Origin of the sequence: Burkholderia sp. Ac-20353 (genome assembly GCF_017104785.1) — a bacterium.
GTDB lineage: Bacteria > Pseudomonadota > Gammaproteobacteria > Burkholderiales > Burkholderiaceae > Burkholderia.
The window spans coordinates 1-12,916 of sequence record NZ_JAAGPL010000226.1 but is presented as its reverse complement, the minus strand read 5'-3'; the positions used below and the strand labels follow the sequence as shown (position 1 = coordinate 12,916).

The 12,916-nt window shown below is 65.2% G+C and carries 10 protein-coding genes and 1 pseudogene; 1 reads left to right on the top strand and 10 read right to left on the bottom strand.

Annotated features, from left to right (window positions below):
• The 10 genes and pseudogenes from G3N94_RS35320 to G3N94_RS35275 all read right to left on the bottom strand — a co-directional run.
• Positions 1–284: pseudogene (locus G3N94_RS35320) on the bottom strand (acetyl-CoA C-acetyltransferase); the annotation flags it as partial.
• A gap of 266 nt (positions 285–550) precedes the next feature.
• The gene (phaP, locus tag G3N94_RS35315; protein WP_205798680.1) at positions 551–1,126 is read right to left on the bottom strand and encodes a TIGR01841 family phasin; all 576 of its coding nucleotides are present in this window, start codon (positions 1,124–1,126) and stop codon (positions 551–553) included.
• A gap of 527 nt (positions 1,127–1,653) precedes the next feature.
• Positions 1,654–2,418: a ParA family protein gene (locus G3N94_RS35310; protein ID WP_124604307.1), complete on the bottom strand. Its 765-nt coding sequence runs from the start codon at positions 2,416–2,418 to the stop codon at positions 1,654–1,656.
• 204 nt (positions 2,419–2,622) lie between these two features.
• Positions 2,623–3,885, bottom strand: a complete 1,263-nt coding sequence (locus G3N94_RS35305) for a nitrate/nitrite transporter (RefSeq protein ID WP_205798673.1) — start codon at positions 3,883–3,885, stop codon at positions 2,623–2,625.
• Positions 3,886–3,900: 15 nt separating this feature from the next.
• Positions 3,901–4,698 carry a peptidylprolyl isomerase gene (locus G3N94_RS35300; RefSeq protein WP_205798671.1) on the bottom strand — a complete coding sequence of 266 codons (798 nt, stop codon included), beginning with the start codon at positions 4,696–4,698 and terminating at the stop codon, positions 3,901–3,903.
• A 12-nt stretch (positions 4,699–4,710) separates the two neighbouring features.
• Positions 4,711–5,394, bottom strand: a complete 684-nt coding sequence (gene narI / locus G3N94_RS35295; RefSeq protein WP_205798669.1) for a respiratory nitrate reductase subunit gamma — start codon at positions 5,392–5,394, stop codon at positions 4,711–4,713.
• 26 nt (positions 5,395–5,420) lie between these two features.
• The gene (gene narJ, locus G3N94_RS35290) at positions 5,421–6,137 is read right to left on the bottom strand and encodes a nitrate reductase molybdenum cofactor assembly chaperone (protein WP_205798667.1); all 717 of its coding nucleotides are present in this window, start codon (positions 6,135–6,137) and stop codon (positions 5,421–5,423) included.
• Positions 6,137–7,663: a nitrate reductase subunit beta gene (gene narH / locus G3N94_RS35285; RefSeq protein WP_205798665.1), complete on the bottom strand. Its 1,527-nt coding sequence runs from the start codon at positions 7,661–7,663 to the stop codon at positions 6,137–6,139. Before narH ends, narJ begins: the two co-directional genes overlap by 1 nt.
• Positions 7,660–11,436 carry a nitrate reductase subunit alpha gene (locus G3N94_RS35280; RefSeq protein WP_205798663.1) on the bottom strand — a complete coding sequence of 1,259 codons (3,777 nt, stop codon included), beginning with the start codon at positions 11,434–11,436 and terminating at the stop codon, positions 7,660–7,662. Before G3N94_RS35280 ends, narH begins: the two co-directional genes overlap by 4 nt.
• 346 nt (positions 11,437–11,782) lie before the next feature.
• The gene (locus tag G3N94_RS35275) at positions 11,783–12,202 is read right to left on the bottom strand and encodes a hypothetical protein (protein WP_205798661.1); all 420 of its coding nucleotides are present in this window, start codon (positions 12,200–12,202) and stop codon (positions 11,783–11,785) included.
• Positions 12,203–12,372: 170 nt separating this feature from the next.
• On the opposite strand from G3N94_RS35275, the gene bamE reads away from it, so the two are divergent.
• Positions 12,373–12,720: an outer membrane protein assembly factor BamE gene (gene bamE, locus G3N94_RS35270; protein WP_205798659.1), complete on the top strand. Its 348-nt coding sequence runs from the start codon at positions 12,373–12,375 to the stop codon at positions 12,718–12,720.
• Positions 12,721–12,916 lie beyond the last annotated feature (196 nt).

Below are 12,916 nucleotides of genomic sequence, written 5' to 3'. Positions count from 1 at the left end.
ACGGCCTTCAGGCCCGAGCCGCACACCTTGTTGATCGTCATCCCCGGCACCGCGCTCGGCAGCCCGGCCTTGATCAGCGACTGACGCGCGGGGTTCTGGCCCGAGCCCGCCGCGAGCACCTGGCCCAAGATCACTTCGCTGACCTGCTCCGGCTTCACGCCGGCCCGCTCCAGCACCGCGCGGATCACCGTTGCGCCCAGCTCCGGCGCCGCGATCTTCGCAAGCGTTCCACCGAATTTGCCAACCGCGGTCCGCGCGGCCGATACGATCACTACGTCCGTCATGTTCAGTTCCTGAATCCGAGTCACATTACTTTGTCGCCGCCGGCACGCGCCGGTCCGGCGTGGGTTGCCGCGCCAGCCGCGCGCGAGCCGCCTCTGCACTTGCGTGCCGCCGCGACACACGGCAGCCGAAGAAAAATGGCCGCCGGGCACCGCGTGGCACACGCGGCATCCGGCGGTGCGGGGCGTCGATCGCGTTGTCGTGTCGCGCAACGGTGCGCGACACGCGATTACGCCGCCGACTTATGCAGCCGACTAATGTCGCTGAATTACGCCGCCGATTCGCGCGCAGCCGAGTCCTTGCGCCCGCCGCTTGCCGGCTTCGTGGCGCGAGCCGACGCACCGACCGCGTCGAAGCCGCTCTGCGCTGCTTCGATGACCTGGCCCGTCGCGGCACGCACGGTTTCCGCCGCGGCGCTCGCCGCCGACAGCGCCGAATTCAGCGCCGCGACCACCGGCGCCGTGCCGGCCGGTGCGTGCTTCGAGAATTCGCCGAGTGCGTCCTTCAGGCGCTGGTCGGCCTGCTCGTAGTGCGCCTGCGCGGCCTTCGCGAATTCGGCCTGCGTGGTCGCGGCGATGTCGAACAGGTGACGGCTGTACGACGCCGCCTTGCCGGCCGCCTGCTGCGTCGCGCCAAGCTGGCGCGTGAAGAATTCCGCCGGGTTGCTGCCGTTGAAGGCACCCTTCACGTGCTCTTCGTACTCTTCGAGCGCAGCCTTGGTTGCCTGCAGGTTGAGTTCGACCACGGCCTCGAAGCCGCGGAACGCCGGTTGAGCGGCAGCAAACAGCGCAGTCACGCCGGACTGGTAATCAGCAATGAACTTCTCGGGGGCGAAAACGGACATCGGGCACGCTCCTGTTAGCAATGCGAGAGATTGCATAAGAAATACGGAAGTCGAGCACTTCGTTCGACTCCTTATTTATCGCACACAGTTCATTGAGTGCGAAAAGTTTAGAGCACCCATTCTAGATCGATTAATTGTCAATTAAATGGCACTAATGATCAGGAAAAACCCTAACCCGTCGATCGCACCCCACATTCGCAGATTACCGTGAATCCCATATTTCAGGGACACACTGCAACGATCTGTTTTTACGGGATTTTTACTTTCTTTCGGCGTAAACATCCGTATTGCCACGCAAGATTTACGTGTCAACTATTCCTATTACTGGAAAATAGGTCGCATTTACTGGTGAACACGCCCGATGAAATCGTTTTTGCATTTGTTTAGAAAACGATTTCAGAAATACTTATCGAGCGACGGAATTAGGCCGAACGGTATCGACCCGAAATGAATGACGCTCCGATGGGACGAATCGCGCGGGCCGGAATGCCGCGCAACCGATAACGGACGAGGGCGGCCGCGCGGCGTCAGCCAGCCAGTTCCTGGTGCAGTGCGCGGAATTCCTGCGCGAGCTTGTGGCCCGGCTCGAGATGGATGACGGGGGTCGCCTGCTGGTGCGACTCGCGGATCTTCACCGACGACGACAGCCGCGACGCGAGCACGGGCAGCCCTTCGCCGACGAGTTCGTCGACGAGCCGCTGCGGCAGGCTCGCCCGCGGCTGGAACTGGTTGATCACGATCCCTTCGACTTCGAGCGCCGCGTTGTGATCCTGCTGGATCTCCTTCACGTTCTCGAGCAGCGTGTACAGCGCGCGGCGCGAGAAGTCGTCGCAGTCGAACGGAATCAGGCAGCGCTCGACCGCGATCAGCGCGGAGCGCGTGTAGAAGTTCAGCGCGGGCGGCGTGTCGATGTAGACGGCGTCGTACGTGTCGAGCTCGTTCAGCGCATCGCGCAGCTTGTAGATCTTGTAGCGCGATTCAAGCTTGCCGTGCAGTGTGTCGAGATCCGGATGCGCGGGCATCACGTCGAGGTTCTCGAACGGGGTCGGATGGATGAACGATGCGATGTCGACCGGCCGGAAGTTGAATGTCAGCGCGGTTTCGAAGAAATCGGCGACGGTCGGGGCGGCTTCCGCGGCGCGCTCGCCGAGCAGGTACTGGGTCGAGTTCGTCTGTGCGTCGAGGTCGATCACGAGCGTGCGAAGCCCTTCGCTCGCGCTGATCGCCGCGAGGTTGCAGACGATCGTCGACTTGCCTACTCCGCCCTTCTGGTTGAACACGACACGCCGCATGGTCCCCTCTCCCCCGAAGCACCGGAAAGGAGCCAGCATAGCCGAACCAATATTACTGTTGCGTGACGTAACGCAACAATGGCTGCGCGACCCCGCAACGGTTGTGGCACGAGCCCGCAATAATGGCGCGCGAACCACCGGCCGCCCGGCGCTGCGGGACCGGACCCCGCAACGCGCGCCGGCGGCCTGCCGTCCGCGCCGAGCTTAAGCGACGATCGGCTTGCGGCGCACTTCCGACAGGTAGATGAGGATCAGCGACACCCACACGATCCCGTACAGGAACATGAAGCAGGTGGTACGCACGCGCAGCAGGTCGAGCAGCACGCCGAACAGGATCGGCAACAGGAACCCGCCGAGGCCGCCCGCGAGCCCGACGATGCCGGTCACGACGCCCATGTTGTCGGGGAAATCGTCGGCGACGTACTTGAAGGTCGACGCCATCCCGAGCGCGAACACCGCGCCGAGCACGAACGTCAGCGCAACGAAGCCGGCGACCGGCATCGACAGGTGCAGCGACGCGGTGCCGTCGATCGTGTGGATCACGAAGTCGGTCGCCGGATACGCGAGCACGAACAGGCTGATCCACGCGACCCACAAGCCCCACCAGGTGACTGCGTGCGCACCGAAGCGGTCGGCGAGCGCGCCGCCGAGCGCGCGCAGCACCGAGCCCGGCAGCGAGAAGCCGGCGGCAAAGGCCGACGCCGCGACGAGCGTCATTCCGTATTCTGCTTTCAGGTACTGAGGAATCCACAGCGACAGCGCAGTGAAGCCGCCGAACGTGATCGAGTAGTACTGGCACAGCCGCCACACGCGCGGATCGCGCAGCACCTTGAACGATTCGACCCACGAGCCGCTCTTCTTGCCCGCGCCCGGATCGGGCGCCGACGCGAACCAGAAGATCACCGCGGTGACGAGCAGCGCGACCGCATAGACGCGCGGCACGAAGCGCCAGCCGTACGCGGACAGCAGCAGCGGCGTGACGAACAGGTTGACCGCAGCGCCACACGTGCCCGCGCCGAACACGCCCATCGCGAGGCCGCGCCGCTGCGGCGGGAAGAAGCGCGCGACATACGGCGTGCCGACCGCGAACGATGCGCCGACGCAGCCGAGGAACAGGCCGATCACGAGGAACTGCCAGAGCTGAGACGCGTAGCTGACGATGTAGACGGGCACCGCGCAGACGACGAGCAGCACCGTCATCACGATGCGGCCGCCGAAGCGATCGGTCCATGTGCCGAGCGGCAGACGCATCAGTGCGCCGGTGAGCACCGGCGTCGACGTGAGCAGCCCGAACTCCGTGCCGTTCAGGCCGAGATCGGTGCGCAACTGCACGCCGAGCACGCCGAACATCATCCAGACGACGAAGCACACCATGAACGCGAGCGTGCTCGCGGCGAGCACCGACCATGCACGCAACGGCACCGCCTGCGCATTCGCAAGCGCGCCGGAATCACTGTGGGTAGCCATTCATCACACTCCGTTTCATTGAACGAGCGGCCCGTTCGCGCCATCGAGCGCGAGGCCTTCGACGCGCGCGCCGCCCGCGAGAATCGCGATGTACTGCCGCATTGCATTGCGCCGCACGCGCTCCGCAAGGAACGCGGCGATGTGCGTCTCGACCTCGTCGAACGGCACGGCGTCGCCGGCCACACGCCGCTCGATGCGCACGATGTGAAAGCCGTAGCGCGTATTGACGAGGCGCGGGAGCACGCCAAGCGCATCCGTATCGAACAGCGCCGCTTCGAACTCCGGCACCGTGTCGCCGCGCAGCAACTGCCCGAGGCTGCCGCCGACCGCCGCCGACGGGCAGTTCGACGATGCCTGAGCAACCGCTTCGAACGTATCCGGCGCGGCGAGCACGCCGGCCAGCGCGCTTTCCGCCCGGCGGCGCAGCGGCGCGAGCGGCACGCGGTCGGTCACCGCGAACAGGATGTGGCTCGCGTAGACGATGTCGTTGCGGCGGAACCGCGCCGGATGCTGCGCGTAATAGCGTTCGCAGTCCGCACGATCCGGTTCCGGGAGGTGCGTGAGCTCGCGTTCGAGCAGCGCGTCGAGCGCCGCGTCGTCGAGCGGCGCGCCGTCCGCGATCAGCGCGAGCGCCACCGCGCACTGGCGCAGCAGCTCGCGCACGACGAGCGCGCGCCGCGCGGCATCGAGCGGATCCGCAGCATCGTCGTGATGCGCGCGCTCGGCTGCGATCGCGTCGTCGCCGATCGCGACGCCGTTGACGCTCAGCGGTATCGCCATGGCCTCGGGTAGGACTTCAGACAGGGCATTCATGCAGCCTCCCGGTCAGCGCTTGCGCACGAGTTGATACGGCCGGATCAGGTACGCGACCGACGCGATCCCGCTCCAGATGTGCACCATCCGCGTGAACGGCGACACGAGGAAGATCGTGAAGCCGAGCAGGATATGCAGCCGGTAGGTCAGCGGCACACCGACGAGCAGGCTCGCGATATCGGGCCGGAACGTGACGACGCCCTTCACGTAGTCGGTGAGCTGCTCGAACATCGCGCCGTCCATGTGGCGCGTCGACAGCACGACGGTGCCGAGCCCGAGCGCGAGCTGCACCCACAGCATCAGCACGATCAGGATGTCGGACTGGCGGCTGTTGCGCCGGATGCGCGCGTCGCCGAGCCGCCGCGCGATCAGGATCGTCAGGCCGATGATCGCCGCGACGCCCGCCGCGCCGCCCGCGACCATCGCGATCAGCTGATGCGCCGACGCGGACAGGAACGGCGACACGAGCCAGTGCGGCGCGAGAAAGCCGCCGAAGTGCCCGAGCACGACGACGAGCACGCCCCAGTGGAACAGGTTGCTGCCGAGCCTGAGCGCGCCGTGCCGCAGCAGCTGCGACGAATCGCTCTTCCACGTGTACTGTTCGCGGTCGAAGCGGATCAGGCTGCCGACCAGCAGCACCGCGAGACAGATGTACGGATAGATTCCGAACAGGAATTGATGCAGGTAATCGTTCATGGCTTTCCCTTGTTGGGCCGAAGCGCCTACGCGCGACGGGCAGGCCGTTGGTCGTAGAAGCGCACCGGCTCCTCGGCCGGCGCAGCGTCAATCGACGCGCCGACGAAGCGCACGGGCTCGTCCGTGTACGCGGCGTCGAGCGCGCGGTAGTCGGCGGCGCTCGGCCGTTCGGCCGCCGCGTCGTCGTCAGGCTGCTCTGGCGCATCGGCCGGCGTATCGATCGGCGCGATGCCGGCGAGCGGCAGCAGCGCGCCGACCACGAAGCCGTAATGGCTGCCGCGCTTCGCGAGCTGCGTGGCGAGCGCGCGCAGGATCTCGCCCGTCTCGCCGAGCAGGCTGCGCGCGTCGGGCGCGGGCAGCCGCGACAGGTACTCGAGAAACACCGGCAGGTGATCGGGCAGTTCGCCGGGCTTCAGGTACAGGCCGTGACGCTCGTACATCTGCAGCAGGTCGACCATCGCCTGGCCGCGGTCGCGCGATTCGCCGTGCACGTGCTCGAACAGGTGCAGCGACGTCGCCCGGCCGCGATCGAACAGCGCGACGTAGTTCTCCTGCAGCGTTAGCAGGTCGCGCTCGCGCAGGTACGAGAAGAAACGCTCGAGCCCCGCGCGCGCCGGCTTCGGCACGCGCAAATGGCCGCGCACGTGCGCATCGATCGAATCGAGCGCGGCGAGCAGCGCATCGTCCGGATACTCGAGCAGCGCGGCAAATGCCGCATAGGTCGGATCAGGTGCCGTGCTCATCAGGATGCCTCCCGGATCGGAATCGTCTTCTTGCCCTTTCTCGGGCTGAACAGGCTCGCGTCCGAACGGCCGTCCGAGCAGCCGTTGCCGAACGAGAAGCCGCACGACGCGCGCAGGTCGTACGCGTCTTCCGCGTATTCGCGGTGGGTCGTCGGGATCACGAAGCGATCCTCGTAGTTCGCGATCGCGAGATAGCGGTACATCTCCTCGACCTGCGCAAGCGACAGGCCGACCTGGTTCAGCACGGCCCGCGCATCGACGCCGTCGACGTGGCGCGCGCGCATGAAGCCGCGCATCGCGAGCAGCCGTTCGAGCGCGAGCTTCACCGGTGCCTCGTCGCCGGCCGTCAGCAGGTTCGCGAGGTAGCGCAGCGGAATCCGCAGCGACTCGACATCCGGCAGATAGCCGTTCATCCCGAGCGCGCCGCTGTTTGCGGCCGCGTTGATCGGTGACAGCGGCGGCACGTACCAGACCATCGGCAGCGTCCGGTATTCGGGGTGCAGCGGGAACGCGATCTTCCAGTCGATCGCCATCTTGTACGCCGGCGAACGCCGCGCGGCGTCGAGCCACGCGGCCGGCACGCCGTCGCGTTCGGCCTGCGCAATCACTTCGGGATCGTTCGGGTCGAGGAACAGCGACAGTTGCGACTCGTACAGGTCGGTTTCGTTTTCGACGCTGGCCGCTTCGCCGATCCGGTCCGCGTCGTACAGCAGCACGCCGAGATAGCGGATGCGGCCGACGCAGGTTTCCGAACACACGGTCGGCTGCCCGGCCTCGATGCGCGGATAGCAGAAGATGCACTTCTCGGCCTTGCCGCTCTGCCAGTTGTAGTAGATCTTCTTGTACGGGCATCCGGATACGCACATCCGCCAGCCACGGCACTTGTCCTGGTCGATCAGCACGATGCCGTCCTCCTCGCGCTTGTAGATCGAGCCGGACGGACACGACGCGACGCACGCCGGATTCAGGCAGTGCTCGCACAGGCGCGGCAGGTACATCATGAAGGTGTTCTCGAACTGCCCGTAGATCTCCTTCTGTACGGCCTCGAAGTTGTAGTCCTTCGCGCGCTTCTCGAACTCGCCGCCGAGAATCTCTTCCCAGTTCGGGCCCCACTCGATCTTCTCGAGCCGCTGGCCGCTCACCAGCGAACGCGGCCGCGCGACCGGCATCGCACGCGCGTCGCCGGCCTCCTGCAGATGCGCGTAGTCGAACGTGAACGGCTCGTAGTAGTCGTCGATCTCGGGCAGATGCGGGTTCGCGAAGATCTGCGCGAGCAATCGCCACTTGCTGCCGAGGCGCGGCTCGATCCTGCCGTCCGCGCGCCGCTTCCAGCCGCCGCGCCAGCGCTGCTGGTTCTCCCAGTCCTTCGGATAACCGATGCCCGGCTTCGTCTCGACGTTGTTGAACCACGCGTATTCCATCCCGTCGCGGCTCGTCCACACGTTCTTGCAGGTCACCGAGCAGGTATGGCAGCCGATGCACTTGTCGAGGTTCAGCACCATCGCGATCTGTGCGCGTACCTTCATGACGTTTCTCCAGCGCGAACGTTCGATACTGCGGCTCCGGCGGCTCCATCGGCTTCGCCGTCGAGCCAGTCGATCTTGTTCATCTTTCGCACGATCAGGAACTCGTCGCGATTCGAGCCGACCGTTCCGTAGTAGTTGAAGCCGTACGACAGCTGCGCATAGCCGCCGATCATGTGGGTCGGCTTCAGCGCGATGCGCGTCACCGAGTTGTGGATGCCGCCGCGCGTGCCGGTGATTTCCGAGCCCGGCGTGTTCACGATCTTCTCCTGCGCGTGATACATCATCACCATCCCGGCCGGAATCCGCTGGCTCACGACCGCCCGTGCGCACAGCGCGCCGTTCGAGTTGAAGCATTCGATCCAGTCGTTATCGGCGATGCCGATCGCCTTCGCGTCGTCTTCAGACATCCATACGATCGGCCCGCCACGCGACAGCGTCAGCATCAGCAGGTTGTCCGTGTAGGTGCTGTGGATCCCCCACTTCTGGTGCGGCGTGAGGAAGTTGAGCACGCGCTCCGGGTTGCCGTTCGAGCGCTTGCCGACCATGTGCGCATAGCTGCCCGTATCGACGGGCGGCTTGTACACGCACAGCGACTCGCCGAATGCGCGCATCCACGGATGGTCCTGGTAAAGCTGCTGGCGGCCCGTCAGCGTGCGCCACGGCACGAGTTCGTGCACGTTCACGTAGCCTGCGTTGTACGACACGTGCTCCGACTCGATCCCGCTCCACGTCGGCGACGAGATGATCTTGCGCGGCTGCGCCTGGATGTCGCGGAAGCGGATCTTCTCGTCCGCGCGCGCAGCAGCCAGATGCGTGTGGTCGATGCCCGTGATGCCGGACAGCGCACGCCACGCCTTCACCGCGACTTCGCCGTTGGTTTCGGGCGCGAGCGACAGGATCACCTCGGCCGCGTCGAGCGCCGTGTCGATACGCGGCCGGCCTTCGGTCGCGCCCGCTTCGCTCACGCGATAGTTCAGCTCGCCGAGCAGCTTCACTTCGTCCTTCGTATCCCAGCCGATCCCCTTGCCGCTGTTGCCGAGCTTGTCCATCAGCGGCCCGAGCGACGTGAAGCGACGGTATGTATTCGGATAATCGCGCTCGACGACCGTCACCGCCGGCATCGTGCGGCCCGGCACCGGCTCGCACTCGCCGCGCTTCCAGTCGCGCACGTCGAACGGCTGCGCGAGCTCGGCCGGCGTGTCGTGCGCGATCGGCGCGAGCACGACGTCGCGCTCGACGCCGAGATGCCCGTCGCACAGTTCGGAGAAGCGCTTCGCGATCCCCTTGAAGATCTCCCAGTCGCTCTTCGACTGCCATGCCGGATCGACCGCCGCCGACAGCGGATGGATGAACGGGTGCATGTCGGACGTGTTCATGTCGTCCTTCTCGTACCACGTCGCAGTCGGCAGCACGACGTCCGAGTACATGCAGGTCGTCGACATCCGGAAGTCGAGCGTGACGAGCAGGTCGAGCTTGCCGCGCGGCGCGTCGTCGCGCCACGTCACTTCTTCCGGACGCGGGCCGCCCGTCGCGCCGAGATCGTCGCCCTGCACGCCGTGCGTCGTGCCGAGCAGGTGCTTCAGGAAATATTCGTGGCCCTTGCCGGACGAGCCGAGCAGGTTCGAACGCCACACGAACAGGTTGCGCGGGAAGCTCTCGGGCGCGTCGGGATCCTCGCACGCCATCTTCAGCGTGCCAGACTTCAGCTGCTGCGCGACGCCGGCGCCCGCATGCGCAGGATCGCTGAACTGCGCGCCGACCTGCAGCGGATTCGTCGCGAGCTGCGGCGCGGACGGCAGCCAGCCCATCCGTTCCGCGCGCACGTTGTAGTCGATCGGCGAGCCGTGGAACTGCGTCTTGTCCGCGAGCGGCGACAGCAGCGTGGTCGGGTCCATCGTGTCGTAGCGCCACTGGTCCGTATGCGCATAGAAGAACGACGTCGCATTCATCTGCCGCGGCGGACGGTTCCAGTCGAGCGCGAACGCGAGCGCGGTCCAGCCCGTCTGCGGCCGCAGCTTCTCCTGGCCGACATAGTGCGACCAGCCGCCGCCCGGCTTGCCGACGCAGCCGCACATGATCAGCATGTTGATGATCCCGCGGTACGCCATGTCCATATGGAACCAGTGGTTGATCCCCGCGCCGATGATCACCATCGACTTGCCTTGCGTCTTGTGCGCGTTCTCCGCGAACTGCCGCGCGACCGAGATCACGTCCGCGCGCTTCACGCCGGTGATCGCCTCCTGCCACGCGGGCGTGTACGGCAGATCGTCGTCGTAGCTCGTCGCGACGTCGCGGCCGCCGAGGCCCTGATCGAGCCCGTAGTTCGCGACGAACAGGTCGTAGACGGTCGCGACCAGCATCTCGCCGTCGCGCGTCGCGACGCGGCGCACGCCGATCCGGCGCGACAGCTCCGACTGGTGCTGCGTATGGTTGAAGTGCGCGTGCGGCTGGTTGCCGAAATACGGGAACAGCACGTCTACGACGTCGTCATGCTCGGCCGTGCACGACAGCCGCGGCGCGAGCGCCGCGCCTTTCGACGTCTCGGCGCGCAGGTTCCACTTGCCTTTGTCCGCGTCCGCTTGCTGTCCCCAGCGGAACCCGACCGACCCGACCGGCACGACGAACTCGCCGGTCACGTCGTCGATCATCACGCTCTTCCATTCCGGATGCGCGGCTTCGCCGAGCGCATCGCCGAAGTCGGATGCGCGCACGAGCCGCTCGGGAACGTAGCCGTCGCCGTGCGGCACGAGCCGCACGAGGCACGGCATGTCGGTGTAGCGCTTGCAGTAGTCGACGAAGTAGTCGCTTTTCCCGGCGAGGTGAAATTCCTTGAGGATCACGTGCCCCATCGCGAGCGCGAGCGCCGCGTCGGTGCCCTGCTTCGGATGCAGCCACAGGTCGCCGAACTTCGCGCCTTCCGCGTAGTCGGGGAACACGGACACGACCTTCGTGCCGCGATAGCGCGCCTCGACGAGGAAGTGCGCGTCCGGCGTGCGCGTCTGCGGGACATTGGAGCCCCACATCATGATGAACGTCGAGTTGTACCAGTCGGCCGATTCGGGCACGTCGGTCTGCTCGCCCCAGGTCTGCGGCGACGCGGGCGGCAGGTCGCAATACCAGTCGTAGAAGCTCAGGCACACGCCGCCGATCAGCGACAGGTAGCGCGAGCCGGCCGCGTACGACACCATCGACATCGCCGGGATCGGCGAGAAGCCGACCACGCGATCGGGGCCGTGCTGCTTCACCGTGTACACGTTGGCCGCCGCGACGATCTCGTTGACTTCGTCCCAGTTCGCGCGCACGAACCCGCCGAGCCCGCGCCGGCTCTGATACGAACGCCGCGCGTCGTCGTCCTCGACGATCGCGCGCCACGCGTCGACGGGCGCGAGCGTCTTGCGGCGCTCGCGCCACAGCTTCACGAGCGCGCTGCGCACGAGCGGATACTTGAGACGGTTCGCGCTGTACAGATACCAGGAATACGACGCGCCGCGCGAGCAGCCGCGCGGCTCATGATTCGGCATGTCGGCGCGCGTGCGCGGATAGTCGGTCTGCTGGGTTTCCCACGTGACGATGCCGCCCTTCACGTAGACCTTCCACGAGCACGAGCCCGTGCAGTTCACGCCGTGCGTCGAGCGGACGATCTTGTCGTGCTGCCATCGTTTCCGATAGCCGTCTTCCCATTTGCGGTCCTCGTCGGTGACGGCGCCGTGTCCGTCCGAGAACTGGGCTCTTGTGGTCGTGAAATAGCGCAACCGGTCCAGGAAATGGCTCATGTGGGGATCTCACTTTCCGGTCTATCGGCAGACCCTGATTATTTAAGGAGGTCGAATTACCGTTGTAACGGCGAATCCGTTCCTCGCCGGAACGGATGTCGATCCGGCTCGATTGATCACAACGTGATAGATGTTACGGACTTCCGGATCGCGTGTTTTGATCGATGTCACGGTGCAGCGAGACACCAGATTTGATCTGGATCAACGAAAGCAGTCGCCGCGTTGACGCGGCGCGGCGTGATACGAGATAGGCGACGACGATTCGACGCGCGTGCTCGGCGTCAGTATCGGAAAGCGAAATGACGATGACCCGGCCGCCGAAGCGGCCGGTCGCGATCGGGATCGCTTACATGAATTTCACGTAGCAGACCTTCTTCGTGACTTCCTCCAGCTTGAAGCCCTTCTGCTTCATGCATGCATCGATCTGCCCGCGATTGACACTGGGCGAGTCGCAATTCGAGTCCCGGTTTGCCGGTGCGCACATCCTGTCGATCTGCGCGTCGGTCAGCGGCTCGCCGGTGATGACGTTCTTGAACGCCGTATGCGATCGGTCGTTGCATCCCGACTGCATGTCGGCGCGACATTGCTCGACGACCGCCGTGCGGCACGCATCGACCGCGTGATCCGAACTCGCGAACGCCGCGGTCAACGTCTGCGCGTGCCATTCGTATTCGCTCCGCTCGCTCGTCGAGAGCGGCCAGCACCCGCATCCGCTCAACGTCGCGACGAGCGGCAAGCTTGCACACAGGGAAATCAGTTTTTTCAATCGGCCCTCCGGATCGTTGTTTTATTCGTGTTCGTCGACGCGAGCGTTGATGCAATTGAATAAAGTTTCACCGCCCGCTGCCGATATTTACAGATGGCGGGTATTCGAGCCTTATTGAAGCTTGCCGCCGATTAACAAGAACAATTCTGTAAAGCAGGAAGCCAGATTACATGAAGAAAATCATTGCAAGCGCGCTGGTCGCCGTCGCGGCCGGCATGGCATTGGGCGGATGTGCCACCGGCAGCACGTCAATTACCGACGAACAGAAAATCTCGTCCATTCGAGTCGGAAAGTCGACGACACAGGACGTCGAAAGAACGCTCGGCAAGCCGGGCGATGTCCAGCTTGAAGAAAGCGGCGCACAAGTCTGGACCTACCAGACGGTCAAGTCCAGTGTCCTCGCTTTCATCCCGGTTGCGAATTTGCTCGGCAACTCGATGCAGGAAGACAACCTCACCGTTCGCTTCAATAAAAAGGGCGTCGTCACGGCCTTGGGCCGCGGGCAGCACAAGTTGTAATACCGGCACGATAGAGAATCGTAAAGACCAAACAAAAAGCCCGTAACCACGAGGGTTACAGGCTTTTTGTTTGCGAAAAGCAGCTTGGTTGGATTTAGAACGGAATATCGTCGTCCATCTCGTCGAAGCCGCCGCCGGCCGGCGCGCTCGGACGGCTCTGCGCCGCGCCGCCGCCACGGGCCGCGCCACCGGCACG